Raw genomic sequence first — 15,247 nt, 5'->3', positions numbered from 1 at the left:
TTCTATCCGATCCAGCCCGGGATGGACGACCCGCCCTCCCGGAAACCGTCACAACCCGCTGATAAATCTGCTGGCTTGCTTCAAAGCAGGGTGCCCCGTGGTCACAACCTGCTGATAAATTTACTGGGCTGACGCAGGGTGCCCTTGCTGTCGTCCGCAGCCGCCCCCTCCCGCTTCAACACGAACTGTACATCCAGGGTCGGCCGCTTCAGGTTGAAGGGATCCACCGCCAGGCTCACCGGCAGGGTGAAAATCTCCCCTGGTTTGAGAGTCACCTCCCGCGGACCGAACCACTGATGCTCCGGCAGCCCCTCCACATCCAGCAGATAGGTCTGGGACTGCAGGGTCTTGTTGAGGATCTTCAGGGTGTAGGTGTTCTCGATGAGCCCCTCGCTGTTCTCGCGGAACAGCTGGTTGCGATCCCGCAGTATGTCGAGCCCCATGGGCATGATGGACATGGCGTTGTAGACGAAGACCCCCAGCATGATGACCATCACCAGGCCGTAGCCGATCAGCTTGGGCCGCGCGACCTGGGTCTCGCTGTGGGCCAGCTTGTGCTCAGTGGTGTAGCTGATGAGGCCGCGCGGGTAACCCATCCGATCCATGGTCTGGTCGCAGGCATCGACGCAGGCGCCGCAGTTGATGCACTCGTACTGCAGGCCGTCGCGGATGTCGATGCCGGTCGGGCAGACCTGCACGCAGAGATCGCAGTCGATGCAGTCCCCCAGCCCCAGGGCCTTGGGATCGGCCTTGCGACCCCGGGCACCCCGGGTCTCGCCGCGCTGGCTGTCGTAGCCGACGATGTAGGTGTCCTTGTCGAACATGGCGGACTGGAAGCGGGCATAGGGGCACATGTGGATGCACATGATGGCCCGCATCCAGCCGGCGTTGCCATAGGTGCAGGCGGCGAAGAACAGCACCCAGAAGATGACCCAGCCGCCCGCCTGCAGGGTGAAGAAGTCGGGCACCAGATGGAAGACATCTTGGAAGTAGGCGACGAAGGTGAGCCCAGTGCCCAGCGACAGCAGGATCCAGGCCAGGTGCTTGGCCCCCTTGCGCGCCAGCTTCTCGCCGCTCCAGGGAGCCTCATCCAGCTTGCGCCGCTTGTTGGCGGCCCCTTCCAGCTTCTCTTCGAACCAGATGAACATGAAGGTCCACACCGTCTGGGGGCAGAGATAGCCGCACCAGACCCGGCCGAGGAAGGTGGTCACGAAGAAGAGGGCGAAGGCGGCGATCATGAAGACCCAGGCCAGCAGGGTGAGGTCCTGCGGCCAGATGGTGGCGCCGAAGATGTGGAACTGCTGGTGCTCCAGATCGAACAGCACCGCCTGGCGACCGTCGTAACGCAGCCAGGGCAGGGCGACGAAGAGCGCGACGAAGAACCAGCCCATGGCCTTGCGCACCCGCTGCCAGTAGCCGGTCTGGGAGCGGACATAGATGCGCTTGCCGGGGTTGAACCTGTCGTCACCCGCCTTGAAGGTATTGGGATTGAAGGTCCCGGTGACGTCACCGGTCACGTCCTTGATATCGATCTTGTCCTGGTCGGCCATCGCAACACATAGCTCCACTCACATTGTTATGAAGCCGATTATATCTTAAACAACCTGCTAATTGTGTGGGTTAAATGTATCTATAGTTCGAGTGCCGTCGCAATTTCAGGCAACAAAAAAGGCCCATAGCCAGTTGACTATGCGCCTTTTGCGAGATTCCCTTGAAACCTTCCTCTTCCGGCAACCCGGCGGTCGGGTTACTTGATGCCGCGGGCCTTGAGCAGGGCTTCCTTGAAGTCGGGCACATGATCCTTGGCCAGCCCCGGGATCATCGCCTGCTTGTCGGACTCGCGCATCTTGAGGTGATAGATCAGCATGTCGTCGGTCAGCTCGGACAGGGAGCCTTCAAATCCGGCCTCCTCGGCCAGCTTGGCGACAAACTGCACCAGGCTGAGGTCCTGTTCCTTGATCCAGGCGGGCTGCAGCAGCTCCAGCAGCTCTTCGATACGATGACATTGCATAGACGACCTCTTCAACTCTGTCTTGTGAAACTCAGGCAACCTTACCCATCAAGGCTACTTCGATACGATCCCGGCCATTATGCTTGGCCTGGTAGAGGGCCGCATCCGCTTTTTGGATGAGATCGGCGATGGAGTGGTGCTGGTCCGGCACCAGGGTCGCCACCCCGAAGCTGCAACTGACCCGCCCCGAGACCCGGGACTTGTGGTGGGGAATGCCGAGCGTGCGCAGGGCCGTGCGCACCTGCTCGGCGATCTGCATGGCCCCCTGCAAGGTGGTGCAGGGCAGCAGCAGGGCGAACTCCTCCCCCCCGTAACGGGCGGCCAGATCGTCCTCCCGGCGCAGCACCTCGGCCAGCAGGCTCGCCACCTGCTGCAGACACTGGTCCCCCAGCTGGTGGCCATAGTGGTCGTTGAACTGCTTGAAGTAGTCCACGTCCACCAGCACCAGGGAGAGGGGGGCCTGGGCCCGGTGACAGCGGCGCCAGGCCCGCGCCAGGCTGTCATCGAGGTGGGCCCGGTTCGCGATGCCGGTCAGCCCGTCCAGGCGGGAGGTGAGCTTGAGGTGCTCGGAGACCGCCTTGAGCTCCGCCACCAGCTCGGCGTTGGAGAAGCTGTGGTAGAGGGAGGCCACCTGATCCCGCCGCAGGCGTCGCAGCAGGGTGGGCAGAAACACGAACAGATAGCCCGCCAGCATGCAGGAGACGATGCGCTCCTGCTCGTTGCCGCCACCCAGTTCGAACAGCATGGCAGACCCGAGCGGCAGCACGGCCCCGTAGAGGGTGCGGCGGCTGCCGAACAGCATGATGGCACTGCCGGTGAGGATCAGGCTGGCGAGCATCATCATGGCGGCGCGGTAGGTGTCCGGCAGCCTGTCCATGTAGAGCAGCACGCCCAGGGCCCAGATGATGGAGGTGATGGTGACGCCGATGAACAGCTCCCGCTCCAGCACCGGCAGCGGGAGCTGCGTCAGTCTGGTCTGACGCCAGCGCAGGTGCCACCAGCGCCCCAGCAGCAGCAGGAAGACCAGCCCCAGCCAGCCGAGGGCCTCCCCCACCGGCAGGTAGTCGTGGCACAGCAGGCTCCAGCTGATCGCCAGCAGCGCCAGACAGGGCAGGCTGAAGGAGGCGTGGGTATAGAGCTGGACCATGATGGCACGCCGCACCTGATGTTTCACACTCTGGGTCAACTGGGCACTCCCTGTACAAGAGCCGCACAGTCTACCACTCCCCTTTCCTGCTCAACAATCAATCGCCCGCTATTAAGCTGACACTCAGCGCTGCCTCCGGCCCGCTCACCCTTTTTCCAGCTCGTCGAGGATGGGGCACTCGGGGCTTGCATCCCCGTGGCAGCAGCTCACCACCTCCTCGAGCGCAACGAGCATGGCCTGAAGGCCGGCAATGCGGGCGCGCAGATCGACGATCTTCTCCTGGGCCAGCTTCTTCACCTGGGCGCTGGTTCTGTGCTCGTCCCGGTAGAGTGCCAGCAGCTCCTGGCACTCCTCCAGGTTGAAGCCGGTCTCCCGCGCCCGCTTGACGAAGCGCAGCTCCCGCAGGGCGCCGTCGCCGTAGCTGCGATAGCCGTTGTCGCTGCGCACCGGCGCCGTGATGAGCCCGATGCTCTCGTAATACCGGATGGTCTTGGCGGTCAGGCCGGTGGCCTTGGCAACCTTGCTGATGTTCATGCTCGCCTCCTTATTGGCTCGAATGGGTGCTTGCGACGCGGGCGCCCGCCCTGGGCTGCCAGCGCTTAAGTAACAGGGAATTGCTCAGTACGGTGACGCTGCTGAGCGCCATGGCCGCCCCCGCCAGCTCCGGGCTGAGATAGCCCAGCGCCGCCAGCGGAATGCCGACCACGTTGAACACGAAGGCCCAGAACAGGTTCTGCTGTATGGTGCGCCAGGTCGCCGCCGAGATGTCGATGGCATCGGCCACTAGCCGAGGGTCAGATCGCATGAGCGTGATGGCGGCCGTCTCCATGGCCACATCGGAGCCGGAGCCCATGGCGATCCCCACGTCCGCCGCGGCGAGCGCCGGCGCATCGTTCACCCCGTCCCCCACCATGGCCACCAACCCGGAGGTCTGCGCCCGCAGCGCCGCCACCTTGTCCACCTTGCCGGCGGGCAGCACGGAATCGAAGGCCCCGTCCAACCCCAGTTTGGCGGCGATGTGGGCCACAGGCGCGGGCGCGTCGCCGCTCACCAGCCAGCTGGCGATGCCGCGCTGGCGCAGGGTGGCGATGGCCTCGGGGCTCTCCGGCCTCAGGGTATCGGCCAGGGCGGCGAGGCCGACGACCACGCCGTCGATGGCTACCCAGACCCGGGTCGCCCCGTCGGCAGGTTGTTCCTCCTGCACAGGCGCCTCGATGCCGAGCTGGGCCAGCAAGACACTGTTGCCGATGGCGACCCCGTGGCCCGCCACCTGACCGAGGATGCCGGCACCGACCCGCACCTCCACCGCCTCCGGCTGGGGCAGTGCGGCATCTTTGCCGGCCGCCTCGCGCATGGCCAGCGCCAGCGGGTGTTCGCTCGCCTGTTGCAGGGCGGCGGCGAGGCGCAGCTGCTCGTCGCTGCCGCTCCAGCTCGCCAGCACCGGCCGGCCCTGGGTCAGGGTCCCTGTCTTGTCGAAGATGAGGGCCTTGATGGCGTGGGCCTTCTGCAGGGTGTCGACGTCCTTGATCAGGATGCCGTGGCGCGCCGCCACCCCGGTGCCGGTGACGATGGCTGCCGGAGTCGCCAGCCCGAGGGCACAGGGACAGGCGATCACCAGCACGGCCACCGCCGCCAGCAGCGCCTGGCCGAAGTCGTTGCTTGCGGCATACCAGGCCAGCAGGGTAAAGAGGGCGATGGCCATCACCACGGGCACGAACACGGCGGAGACCCTGTCCACCAGCTGTTGCAGCGGTGCCTTGCCCATCTGGGCGCTCTCCACCAGGGCGATGATCTTGCTGAGGCTGGAGTCCTCCCCCACGGTCGTGGCCTCGATCTCCAGCACGCCGGAGCGGTTGATGGCGCCACCCAGCACGGCATCCCCCAGCGTGCGCGGCACCGGCAGGCTCTCGCCGGTGAGGATGGATTCGTCCAGTTCGCTCTCGCCGCTCGTTATCTTGCCGTCCACCGGCACCCGCTCCCCCACCAGCACCCGCAGCCTGTCGCCACGCAGCACCTCGTCGATGCCGACGCTGCGCCACTCCCCCCCGCGCCAGACGGTAGCCGTCTCGGGGCGCAGAGCCATCAGCTCGCGGATGGCGGACTGGGTGCTGCGGCGGGCTCTCGCCTCCAACAGCTTCCCGAGGGAGATGAGGGTGATGATGATGGCGCTCGCCTCGAAGTAGAGCTTGCCGCTGGCGGCAGCCCCCAGGGTCAGCAGCAGATAGAGGCTGTAGAAGTAGGCGGCACTGGTACCGGTCGCCACCAGCACGTCCATATTGGCCGCCCTGTTGCGCAATGCGAGCCAGGCGCCGCGATAGAAGCGGGCCCCGATCCAGAACTGCACCGGGGTGGCGAGCACCAGCTCCAGCCAGGCGGGCAGATGCCAGTGCAGCAGCCCGGCCATGGAGAGCATGCCCACCAGCAGCGGCAGGGTCAGCAGTGCCGAGATACAGACCTGGATCAGCGCCTGGTGCGCGGCGGCAGACTCCTGCGCCTCCCGCTCCAGCAACTGCTGGCGGCGACCGCTCGCGGAGCCCTGTGCCAGCTGGGCGTCAAAGCCGAGGGCCTCGATCCGGGTGCGCAGGGCGGCGGGGGTCTGCATCCCGGGCACCAGCACGAGGCGGGCCTGCTCGAGGGAGAAGTTGACGTCGGCCGAGATGACGCCGGGCAGCGCCACCAGCATCTTGTTCAAACGGGCAGAGCAGCCGGCACAGGTCATGCCGCCTATCTGGAACGTGAGCGTCTCCTGGCCATAGTCATAGCCCTGGGCCTTGATGCTCTCCAGCACCTCGGGCAGACGGTCGGGGCTGGCCAGGTCGATGGCCGCCTGCTCCAGCGCGAAGTTGACGGTGGCCTGCACCCCGTCAAGCTTGTTGAGGGCGGTCGTGATGCGGTTGGCGCAGTTGGCGCAGCTCATGCCGCTGAGCGGCAACTGCAGATGGATGGGTGATAGAATATCTGTGGTCATGATGTTCCTCCCAGGAACCAGTCGGCCAGAACCAATGCCGATGATCAAACCCTAACCTTTACTGTAAGGGTAAGCTCAAGTCGCGATGACCACTTTTTTATCCCATGAAAAATGGCGCCGCCCCGGCAGGGGCGACGCCATTCTCATGGATACGGAGAGGCTCAGATGCCGTACTGGGCGCGATACGCCTTCATGGCCGCCAGCTGGGAGGCCAGCTCGGGCTGCTCGGCCTGCTTCTCCTCCAGATACTGGATCAGATCGCTCATCTGGATGATGGCGATGATGTGGGCACCGTAGTCACGCTCCACCTCCTGGATGGCGGAGAGCTCGCCCTTGCCCTTCTCCTGGCGGTCCAGGGCGATCAGCACCCCGGCCAGGGAGGCACCGTTGGCCTGGATCAGATCCATGGATTCGCGGATGGCAGTGCCGGCGGTGATGACGTCGTCCACCAGCATGATGCGCCCCTTGAGCGGGCTGCCCACCAGGTTGCCGCCCTCGCCGTGATCCTTGGCCTCCTTGCGGTTGAAGCACCAGGGCACGTCCACGTCGTGCTGCTCCACCAGCTGCACCGCGGTGGCGGAGGCGATGGGGATCCCCTTGTAGGCCGGGCCAAACAGCACGTCGAATTCGATGCCGGCATCCATCAGGGCGGCGGCGTAGAAACGGCCGAGACGGGCCAGATCGCGGCCGCTGTTGAACAGGCCGGCGTTGAAGAAGTAGGGGCTCTTGCGGCCGGATTTCAGGGTGAATTCACCGAATTTGAGGACCTGTTTCTCCAGGGCGAACTCGATAAATTGACGCTGGTAGGCTTTCATTCTGGCTCCTTGCTTGGCTTGTCGTTGACTGGTGTGGGGGTATAAAAAAACGCGGTCAATGCCGCGTTTTTAAAATCATGCAAGTGACTGCTTCTGCAGCGCGATGATGTCCATGATGCCACCCTTGGCGAGCGCCAGCATCGCCAGCAGCTCCTCGTGGGTGAAGGGCTCCGCCTCGGCGGTGCCCTGCACCTCGATGATGCGGCCGTCTTCGGTCATCACCACGTTCATGTCGGTCTCGGCGGCGGAGTCTTCCACGTACTCCAGATCGCAGATGGCCTCCCCCTCATACATGCCGACGGAGACGGCGGCGATCATCTGCTTGAGCGGGCTCTGCTTGAGCATGCCCTTCTCCACCATCCAGTTCAGGGCGTCCACCAGGGCCACGCAGGCCCCTGTGATGGCGGCGGTGCGGGTGCCGCCGTCGGCCTGCAGCACGTCACAGTCCACCGTGATGGAGTGCTCGCCGAGCGCGGTCAGGTCCACCGCGGCGCGCAGGGAACGGGCGATCAGGCGGGAGATCTCCAGGGTGCGGCCGCTCTGCTTGCCGGCGGCCGCCTCGCGGTTCATGCGCGAATGGGTGGAGCGTGGCAGCATGCCGTACTCGGCGGTGACCCAGCCCTGACCCTTGCCTTTCAGGAAGCGCGGCACGCTGGTATCGACGCTGGCGGTGCAGAGCACCCGGGTGTGGCCAAACTCCACCAGCACGGACCCTTCCGCATGCTTGGTGAAGTTGCGGGTGATGGTAACCGGACGCACCTGGGCGGCGCTGCGATCGCTGGGACGGGACATGGGACTGACCTCTGGGCTGGCTGAATTGGCGCAGGAGTATAAGCGATTGCTACTCAAATATCAGCCGCTAAAACCACCTCGTCGGCTGACGGAGCAGGCCTGGCTGAGTATACTGGCCGCACACTTCATCAAGCCCGGAACAATCAATGATTCACAGCATGACCGCCTACGCCCGCAAGGAACTCAAGGGCGACTGGGGCACAGCCGTTTGGGAAATTCGTTCGGTCAACCAGCGCTATCTGGAGACCTACATTCGCCTGCCGGAACAACTGCGCAGCCTGGAGCCGGTCCTGCGCGAGCGTTTCCGTGCCAAGCTGCAGCGCGGCAAGGTGGAGTGCAACCTGCGCTTCGAGGCCGCCCAGGCCGCCGCCAGCCAGCTCCACATCAATGAAGAGCTGGCCAGGCTCATCATCGACAGCGCCAACTGGGTGATGAAAGAGGCGGGTCAGGGCCAGCTCAACCCGGTGGACGTGCTGCGCTGGCCGGGGGTCATGGCCGCCGCCGAGCAGGACATGGACGTGGTCGCCACCGAGCTGATGGCTGGGTTTGACCTGACCATGGACGACTTCCTCGCCTCCCGCGCCAGCGAAGGGGCCAACCTCAAGGCGCTGATCGAGCAGCGCCTTGACGGCATCCAGGTGGAAGTGAAGAAGGTGCGCGTGCACCTGCCGCAGATCATCGAGTGGCAGCGCCAGAAGCTCACCGACCGCCTGGCCGAAGCCAAGGTGGAGCTGGATCCCGCCCGCATCGAGCAGGAGATAGTGCTGCTGGCCCAGAAGATCGACGTGGCCGAAGAGCTGGATCGCCTGGAGATGCACATCAGCGAGACCATCAAGATCATGAAGAAGGGGGGCGCCTGCGGCCGCCGTCTCGACTTCATGATGCAGGAGTTCAACCGCGAGTCGAACACCCTCGGTTCCAAGTCCATCAACGCCGAGGTGACCCAGTCCGCCGTCGAATTGAAGGTCCTCATCGAACAGATGCGCGAGCAGATCCAGAACATCGAGTGATCCCCTCCTCGATGCACCAGCCCCCGCCACGCGGGGGCTTTTTTATGCCCGTTTCCCGCGGCGATCAGCCGCCTGACTGATGGCAGCCCAACTCGACATGCGCCATCACGCAGAGAGGGCCTGCCATGCAGACCCTCTCGCTTTTCCGAACCATTTACGCTCGTCGCCCGTGCAGGCTAGACCGGTGATTTCAACTTGCGGCTGCGCAGCAGCAGGGGGAGCTGGTAGAGCACCAGGGCGCCCAGCACCAGGCCGGCGCCGGCCAGCTTGGCGGGGCCCAGCGGCTCGTCATAGAAGAGGGTGCTTAAGATCAGGGTCCAGACCGGTTCCAGCAGCATCAGCAGGGCGGCGTGGGCCGTGGTCATCCGGCTCAGGGCATGGGTGAGCAGCCAGTAGCGCAAGGTGGTGGCGATCAGCACGCTGGCGGCAAACCAGCCCCAGATGCCAGTGCCGATGCTGGCGGGCCACTGCTCGGTCAGCAGGGAGAGCAGGGTGCCGAGCAGCCCGGTCACCGCCAGCTGGATGCAGGTGAGCCAGGTAGGGGGGATGGACTGGGCAAAGTGGCGGTGCACCGCGAGCTGCACCCCCAGGGTGGCGGCCGCCGCCAGAAACCAGAACAGGGAGAGCGACACGCCCCAGTGGGTGCTGCTGGAGAGCAGCAGCAGACCGGCCACGGCGACGGGCAGGGTGAGCCAGTAGTGACGGCCGGGTCTGGCCTTGAAGGCGGCCCAGGCGGCGAGCGGCGCCATCAGGGTGGCCACACTCATGATGAAGGCGCCGCTGCCGAGCGCATCGCTCTGGCTGATGGCGGTGACCCAGAACAGCAGGCTGGCCCCGAGCAGGGTGCCGCAGCCGGTGGCGCGCAGCAGTTGTGAGCCACTGGGGGGCGGCTCCCGCAACCAGGCGAGCGGCAAGAGCAGCAGGGCGGCCAGCAGGAAGCGGCTGCCGATAAAGGCGGCAGTGGGCAGCTCGCGAATAGCCTCTTTCGAGAAGAGCCAGCCGGCGGCGGCCAGCAGGGTGACCAGTATCATCAACAGCAGGGGAGCGCGGTTCATCGGGGCATCACAGGGTCGGGGGCAAAGGGCAGAGCATAAAGGAAAGGGGCGCGGATTGTCTCCCGGGGTTTGGCAGACGTGTTGGTGAGGCGGCCACGAGGCCGCCCCGCCTCAGTCGTCACTTTCCAGGCTGGCGAGGCAATGGGACAGGGTGCGCGCCAGCGCCCCCTGATTGCGCAGCACCACGGCGCGGGCCTGCTCCCCCATCTCGCGGCGAGCAGGGGCATCGCCGAGCAGGGTGCTCACCCGGTGGCCGAGCGCCTCGGCGTCCGCCACCACGGCCGCGCCACCCTGGGCCACCAGCTGGCGGGTGATGTCGCTGAAGTTGAAATAGACGGGGCCGGTCAGGCAGGGTTTGCCCAGCGCCGCAGGTTCCAGCAGGTTGTGACCGCCCACGGGCACCAGGCTGCCACCGACAAAGGCGAGATCCGCCGCCGCCAGCATCAGCGGCAGCTCGCCCATGGTGTCACCCAGGTAGATCTTGTCGCTCTCGCCGACCGCACTGCCCGCCGTGCGCCGCACGCAACCGTAGGGGGCGCACAGCTCGGCCACCCGATCGAAACGCTCGGGATGGCGCGGCACCAGGATCAGCAGGGCGGAGGGATGGGCCTTGAGCACCCACTCGAAGGCGGCCAGCACCTGCTCGTCTTCCCCCTGGTGGGTGCTGGCGGCGATCCAGACAGGTCGTGCCTCCCCCAGCTGCTGGCGCAGGGCGCGGCCCCTGGCCTGCACCTCGTCGCCGAACTGGATGTCGAACTTGATGGAGCCGGTCACCGCCAGTCGGTTGCGCGCGATTCCCAGACGATGGAAGCGATCCGCGTCGTCCTGGTGCTGGCAGAGCAGGTGGGTCAGCGGGTGGCTCAAGGCATCGAAGGCGCCCTGGAAGCGGCCATAGCGCCGGCAGGAGCGCTCCGAGAGGCGGGCATTGAGGATGGTCACCGGCAGGTGGCGCGCCTCGCAGGCCGCCAGCCAGTTCGGCCACAACTCGGTCTCCATCACCCAGAGGGCGCGGGGCTTGACGGTGCTCAGAAACGCCGAGACGGCCCAGGGGTAGTCGAGAGGCGCATAGCGGTGCACCACCAGCTCCCCGAGCTTGGCCGCCTGCTCGGCACCGGTGCGGGTGGTGGTGGTGAGCAGTATGGGCAGCTCGGGGCGCTCGGCCTTGAGGGCGTGGATGAAAGGGGTGATGGCCAGGGTCTCCCCCACGCTCACCGCATGGATCCAGAGGGGGGCCTCCTGTCCGGTCGGTGACAATCGTCCCAGATGCTCGGCCCAGCGCTTGCCGAAGCCGGGCTTGCCTTTCTTGGGCTTGTAGAGCGCCAGCAGTGCCAGGGGCAACCCCAGGTGGATCAGCAGGTTGTAGAGCAGCCGGTAGATCATGTTATCGGCCTTCGCCCCCGTCGGCGGCCTGAGCCACCGGCTGCAGCGCGATCACCCGATCCTCCGGCTCGCTCCGCTCCAGTCGCTTGCCAGCCTCGATGACCTGCTCCGGCATCAGCTCGATCAGGCACTTGAGGTGGCCGAACTTGCAGGTGCGCTTGAAGCAGGGGCGGCACTCGATGTCGGTGTGGACTATCTCGACCCTGTCCGCCAGCGGTGGGGTGTAGAGCGGCGAGGTGGAGCCATAGACGCCGATCAGCGGCCGGTTGAGGGCGGCCGCCACGTGCATCAGACCCGAGTCGTTGGCGATGACCCGACCGGCCAGGGCCATCAGATCGATCGCCTCGTGCAGGCTGGTCTTGCCCGCCAGCACGTGGCAGTTGGGGCGTGACAGGGGGTTGATCCGATCGCGGATGGTGTTGGCTACCTCCACGTCCTTGCCCGAGCCGAAGATCCACACCTGCCAGCCCTCGTCGAGGTGCTTCTGGGCCACCACGGCGTAGTGCCCCTCCGGCCAGCGCTTGGCCGGGCCGAACTCGGCCCCCGGACAGAGCACCAGCACGGGGCGGGCGCGATTCAGGCCGAGCCGCTCCAGCGCCTTGCCCTGGTTGATGAGATCCACGTGCAGGGAGGGATGGGGAATGGCGGGGATGTCGGCCCGGCTCTTCATCTGCCCCTTGGGGTAGGCCAGCGCCAGATAGCCTTCCACCATCAGCGGGAAGGCCTGCTTGTTGCTGCGCATGTCGTTGAGCAGGCCGAAGCGGTGCTCCCCCTTCCAGCCGGTGCGCACCGGGATCCTGGCAAACCAGGGGATGAGCGCCGACTTCATGGAGTTGGGCTGGATGATGGCCTGATCGTACTGCTCGGCGGCCAGCTGCTTGCCGAGCCGGCGGCGGGCCCCCAGCTTGAAGTCGCCGTGGCCGAGCGGCATGGGGATGGCTTTGTCCACCTCGGGCATGCGCTCCAGCAGCGCAACGCACCAGGCCGGCGCCATCACATGGAGCTCGCTGCCCGGGTGGTTGCTCTTGAGCGCCTTGTAGAGGCTCTGGGACATCACCATGTCGCCGACCCAGGAGGGGCCGATCACCAATATCTTCATCGCGCGTCTTCTCTCGGGACTAGCCCGGCTGTTGATCGTTACTGGGCGAGATTATGCCCCAAGAAAGGCCGAAGAAATAACAGAAGATACCCGTCAGCCCCGCCGGACAGCCTCTTTGTCGGGATCCGCTGCGCCCGCTCAACCACACAAGCACCTTTCCCGCCCCGATAGAGGCGTGCCGGGCGCCACCAGATGCCACGGTGGCAGGCAAGCCGGTCAAATGAGCCAGGCCCATGCCCCGGCCGGGGTTTTAGGCTAGAATAGGCGCCAATCCGAGCATGACCCGCCCGCCGGGTGCCAATGAGAGTCCCTTGCCTGTGAAAAAACCGACCCTGGCGGCCGTCCTGATCGTCAAGAACGAAGCCGACAACCTGCGTGCCTGCCTCGCCTCCCTCGAAGACCTGGTGGATGAGATCGTCGTCCTCGACTCCGGCAGTCAGGATGACACTCCCGCCATCGCCGCCGAGTTCGGCGCCCGCTTCTTCGTCAACACGGCCTGGCCCGGCTTCGGCCGCCAGCGTCGCCTCGCCCAGTCCCATGTCCAGTCCGACTGGGTGCTGTGGCTGGATGCGGACGAGCGGCTCACCCCCGAGCTCAGGAGCGCCATCCAGGACGTCATGGCCAACCCGGCCAGCGACACCATCTACTCCATCCCGCGCCTCTCCTGGGTGTTCGGCCGCTTCATCCGCCACAGCGGCTGGTACCCGGATCGGGTGCTGCGCCTCTATCCCAAGGCGCTGACCGGCTACAACGAGGCGCTGGTGCACGAGAAGGTGGAGGTACGCGCCAACATGAAGATCGTCAACCTGCACGGCGACCTGCTCCACTACACCTACCGGGATCTGGAGCACTATCTGGTCAAATCCGCCGGCTACGCCCGCGCCTGGGCCGATCAGCGCACCGCCCGCGGCAAGAAGGGATCCCTGGGCCAGGGGCTGGTGCACGCCGTCGGCTGCTTCCTCAAGATGTACCTGCTCAAGGCCGGTTTCCTCGACGGCAAGCAGGGACTGCTGCTGGCCATCCTCTCCGCCCACTCCACCTTCGTGAAGTACGCGGACCTCTGGATCCGCCAGCAGCCCCAGGCACAGGATCAGGCTGGCAAGTAAGCCTCCGCAAACCCTGGCTGCCCGTCGGCAGATCCCGTGACGAGACAGGGCCCCTCGGGGCCCTGTCTGCATTAACTGTGTTCGCTCTCAGCCCTCGGCGCGCCAGAACGGCGGCGCCCAGCGGGCGATCGCCGCCGCCATGGCCTTGGGATCGAGCTGGCTCATGTCATCCGGATGATCGCTGTCCTCCGGCGGGCTGAACGCCAGATGGCGCCCCTCGCTGTTGAGGGGTCGCCAGCGCAGCGGCGTCGCCGAACGGTGCGCCGGGAAGACGCCGACGGTCGGCACGTCCAGCGCCGCGGCGATGTGCAGCGGCCCGGTGCTGCCCGCCACGAACAGGGCGGCATTGGCCATCACCTGGCAGAACTTCGGCAGCCCCTCGTCGGAGCGATAGATCCAGCCGTTGCCCCCATGGGCCAGCAGTTCGGCCGCCAGCTGCTCCGCCTTCCCCTCCTCCCCCGGCCCCGCCGTCAGCACGCACTGCAACTCGGGACAGGCCTGGTTGAGCTTGATGATGAGGCGCGAGTACTGCTCGATGGAGAGGTTGTTGGCCGAGCCGCCGCTGCCGGCGTGCACCATCAGCCAGGGGCGGCTGGCGTCGAGCCTGAGACGGGCGGCGATCTGCTCGCGCACCTGCTGCAGGCTCTCGGGATCGAAGCTGAGGTAGGGCCCCTGGGGCTCCACCACGCTCAGTTGCTGGTCGGCGAGGAAGCGGCGCACCAGATCCAGGTTGTACTCGTACTCCGGCTTCTGGGAGCGGGAACGGCGCTGCACCAGCCGCTGGTTGTAGAGCACCTGGGCCAGCTTGGTGGCCGGGGCCAGCCGGTAGGGAATGTGCGCCTTCCACACCAGCTTGGCGTTGCGGGTGTTGGAGAAGAGGCAGATGGAGGCATCGAAGGCGGCCGCCTTGATGCGGGCCAGCAAGGCCCGTTGCTGCTCCTTGTCGGCCCGGGCACCCGGATCCAGGATGATCTCGTCGATCCAGGGGCAGAGGCGGGCCAGCGGCGCCGTGTAGGCGGGAACCAGGGCAGTCACATGACACTCCATGGAGCGCTTGAGCATGGCGAAGCTCGGCCAGGCCAGCATGAAGTCACCAATCTTGTCATTGCGGACTACCAGAATACGTTTCATAAAAAATCCCTATGCTCCCTGTCACCAATGAAGGAGGCTTGATGCGCGATGCGGGTATTCTTGCCTGATGCAGGGCTATTCTCAAGCGAAGACGCCACGGGGCCCCGATTTGTGCGGACGAAGCAGGGGGCTCACGCCAGGATCCGCGCCATCGCAGTCGCACCGGACCGGCAACAACCCCTATAATGCGACCAACTTTCCGGCTTCAGGAATCACCAGCATGACCAACAAGGTAATCTATCCCGGCACCTTCGATCCCATCACCAACGGCCATACCGACCTGATTGGCCGGGCCGCCCGACTGTTTGACGAAGTGGTGGTCGGGGTCGCCAACAGCCCGAGCAAGCGGCCCCTGTTCGATCTGGCGGAGCGCGTCCAGCTGGCCCGCCAGGTGACGGCGCACCTCCCCAACGTCAAGGTGGTCGGCTTCTCCGGCCTGCTGGTGGATTTTGCCAGGGAGCAGCAGGCCAACGTGCTGATCCGGGGCCTGCGCGCCGTCTCCGACTTCGAATACGAATTCCAGCTGGCCAACATGAACCGCCGCCTGATGCCGGAACTGGAGAGCGTCTTCCTCACCCCGGCGGAGGAGAACTCCTTCATCTCCTCCACCCTGGTGAAGGAGGTGGCGCTGCACGGTGGCGACATCCACCAGTTCGTCGACCCCGCGGTGGCCCAGGCCATCGCCGCCAAGCAGAAAGGATGACCCCTTCCCCCACCGGCAACAATGCACAAG

14 protein-coding genes are annotated in these 15,247 nt (G+C 65.8%); 3 read left to right on the top strand and 11 right to left on the bottom strand.

Annotation, left to right across the window (positions count from 1 at the left end; all coding sequences use genetic code 11):
* Window positions 1-101 precede the first annotated feature (101 nt).
* The 7 genes from ccoG to rph all read right to left on the bottom strand — a co-directional run bounded on the left by ccoG (window position 102) and on the right by rph (window position 7,733).
* Window positions 102-1,550: a cytochrome c oxidase accessory protein CcoG gene (gene ccoG / locus R2B70_RS00500; RefSeq protein WP_042078207.1), complete on the bottom strand. Its 1,449-nt coding sequence runs from the start codon at window positions 1,548-1,550 to the stop codon at window positions 102-104.
* Window positions 1,551-1,747: 197 nt separating this feature from the next.
* Window positions 1,748-2,011, bottom strand: a complete 264-nt coding sequence (locus R2B70_RS00495; RefSeq protein WP_198505615.1) for a YihD family protein — start codon at window positions 2,009-2,011, stop codon at window positions 1,748-1,750.
* A 31-nt stretch (window positions 2,012-2,042) separates the two neighbouring features.
* The gene (locus R2B70_RS00490) at window positions 2,043-3,197 is read right to left on the bottom strand and encodes a diguanylate cyclase (protein WP_318162373.1); all 1,155 of its coding nucleotides are present in this window, start codon (window positions 3,195-3,197) and stop codon (window positions 2,043-2,045) included.
* 105 nt (window positions 3,198-3,302) lie between these two features.
* Window positions 3,303-3,692, bottom strand: coding sequence for a Cu(I)-responsive transcriptional regulator (cueR, locus tag R2B70_RS00485; RefSeq protein WP_042078211.1), 390 nt, complete (start codon window positions 3,690-3,692; stop codon window positions 3,303-3,305).
* Window positions 3,693-3,702: 10 nt separating this feature from the next.
* Window positions 3,703-6,126, bottom strand: a complete 2,424-nt coding sequence (locus tag R2B70_RS00480) for a heavy metal translocating P-type ATPase (RefSeq protein WP_318162372.1) — start codon at window positions 6,124-6,126, stop codon at window positions 3,703-3,705.
* A 161-nt stretch (window positions 6,127-6,287) separates the two neighbouring features.
* Window positions 6,288-6,941: an orotate phosphoribosyltransferase gene (gene pyrE / locus R2B70_RS00475; RefSeq protein WP_042078213.1), complete on the bottom strand. Its 654-nt coding sequence runs from the start codon at window positions 6,939-6,941 to the stop codon at window positions 6,288-6,290.
* A gap of 75 nt (window positions 6,942-7,016) precedes the next feature.
* Window positions 7,017-7,733, bottom strand: coding sequence for a ribonuclease PH (rph, locus tag R2B70_RS00470; RefSeq protein ID WP_042078215.1), 717 nt, complete (start codon window positions 7,731-7,733; stop codon window positions 7,017-7,019).
* Window positions 7,734-7,879: 146 nt separating this feature from the next.
* Here rph and R2B70_RS00465 point away from each other — a divergent pair, with 146 nt between their 5' ends.
* Window positions 7,880-8,743 carry a YicC/YloC family endoribonuclease gene (locus R2B70_RS00465; protein WP_042078217.1) on the top strand — a complete coding sequence of 288 codons (864 nt, stop codon included), beginning with the start codon at window positions 7,880-7,882 and terminating at the stop codon, window positions 8,741-8,743.
* A 176-nt stretch (window positions 8,744-8,919) separates the two neighbouring features.
* Here the strand turns inward: R2B70_RS00465 and R2B70_RS00460 are convergent, their stop codons facing one another.
* From R2B70_RS00460 to waaF, 3 genes are all read right to left on the bottom strand, one after another.
* The gene (locus R2B70_RS00460; protein ID WP_042078218.1) at window positions 8,920-9,798 is read right to left on the bottom strand and encodes a DMT family transporter; all 879 of its coding nucleotides are present in this window, start codon (window positions 9,796-9,798) and stop codon (window positions 8,920-8,922) included.
* Between the two features lie 111 nt (window positions 9,799-9,909).
* Entirely contained in the window at window positions 9,910-11,178 is a 1,269-nt protein-coding gene (waaA, locus tag R2B70_RS00455; protein ID WP_318162371.1) for a lipid IV(A) 3-deoxy-D-manno-octulosonic acid transferase, read from the bottom strand.
* 1 nt (window position 11,179) lies between these two features.
* Window positions 11,180-12,277: a lipopolysaccharide heptosyltransferase II gene (gene waaF, locus R2B70_RS00450; RefSeq protein ID WP_318162370.1), complete on the bottom strand. Its 1,098-nt coding sequence runs from the start codon at window positions 12,275-12,277 to the stop codon at window positions 11,180-11,182.
* Window positions 12,278-12,594: 317 nt separating this feature from the next.
* On the opposite strand from waaF, the gene R2B70_RS00445 reads away from it, so the two are divergent.
* Window positions 12,595-13,383 (top strand): glycosyltransferase family 2 protein, encoded by a 789-nt coding sequence (locus tag R2B70_RS00445; protein WP_318162369.1) that lies wholly within the window; start codon window positions 12,595-12,597, stop codon window positions 13,381-13,383.
* 87 nt (window positions 13,384-13,470) lie between these two features.
* On the opposite strand, the gene R2B70_RS00440 is transcribed toward R2B70_RS00445, so the two are convergent.
* The gene (locus tag R2B70_RS00440) at window positions 13,471-14,514 is read right to left on the bottom strand and encodes a glycosyltransferase family 9 protein (protein WP_318162368.1); all 1,044 of its coding nucleotides are present in this window, start codon (window positions 14,512-14,514) and stop codon (window positions 13,471-13,473) included.
* 220 nt (window positions 14,515-14,734) lie between these two features.
* Here R2B70_RS00440 and coaD point away from each other — a divergent pair, with 220 nt between their 5' ends.
* On the top strand, window positions 14,735-15,217 hold the full coding sequence (gene coaD / locus R2B70_RS00435; RefSeq protein ID WP_216991411.1) for a pantetheine-phosphate adenylyltransferase: 483 nt from the start codon (window positions 14,735-14,737) through the stop codon (window positions 15,215-15,217).
* Window positions 15,218-15,247: the final 30 nt, after the last annotated feature.

Origin of the sequence: Aeromonas sp. XH (genome assembly GCF_033348475.1) — a bacterium.
Lineage (GTDB): Bacteria > Pseudomonadota > Gammaproteobacteria > Enterobacterales > Aeromonadaceae > Aeromonas > Aeromonas sanarellii.
Note: the sequence above shows the minus strand (reverse complement) of the source record. Positions and strands in the feature narration are given on the sequence as shown.

Bases quoted from the DNA above. Each gene is read 5' to 3' on its own strand.
- ccoG (WP_042078207.1), bottom strand. From the start codon at position 1,550: ATGGCCGACCAGGACAAGATCGATATCAAGGACGTGACCGGTGACGTC.
- R2B70_RS00495 (WP_198505615.1), bottom strand. From the start codon at position 2,011: ATGCAATGTCATCGTATCGAAGAGCTGCTGGAGCTGCTGCAGCCCGCC.
- cueR (WP_042078211.1), bottom strand. From the start codon at position 3,692: ATGAACATCAGCAAGGTTGCCAAGGCCACCGGCCTGACCGCCAAGACC.
- R2B70_RS00480 (WP_318162372.1), bottom strand. From the start codon at position 6,126: ATGACCACAGATATTCTATCACCCATCCATCTGCAGTTGCCGCTCAGC.
- pyrE (WP_042078213.1), bottom strand. From the start codon at position 6,941: ATGAAAGCCTACCAGCGTCAATTTATCGAGTTCGCCCTGGAGAAACAG.
- rph (WP_042078215.1), bottom strand. From the start codon at position 7,733: ATGTCCCGTCCCAGCGATCGCAGCGCCGCCCAGGTGCGTCCGGTTACC.
- R2B70_RS00465 (WP_042078217.1), top strand. From the start codon at position 7,880: ATGATTCACAGCATGACCGCCTACGCCCGCAAGGAACTCAAGGGCGAC.
- R2B70_RS00460 (WP_042078218.1), bottom strand. From the start codon at position 9,798: ATGAACCGCGCTCCCCTGCTGTTGATGATACTGGTCACCCTGCTGGCC.
- waaA (WP_318162371.1), bottom strand. From the start codon at position 11,178: ATGATCTACCGGCTGCTCTACAACCTGCTGATCCACCTGGGGTTGCCC.
- waaF (WP_318162370.1), bottom strand. From the start codon at position 12,277: ATGAAGATATTGGTGATCGGCCCCTCCTGGGTCGGCGACATGGTGATG.
- R2B70_RS00440 (WP_318162368.1), bottom strand. From the start codon at position 14,514: ATGAAACGTATTCTGGTAGTCCGCAATGACAAGATTGGTGACTTCATG.
- coaD (WP_216991411.1), top strand. From the start codon at position 14,735: ATGACCAACAAGGTAATCTATCCCGGCACCTTCGATCCCATCACCAAC.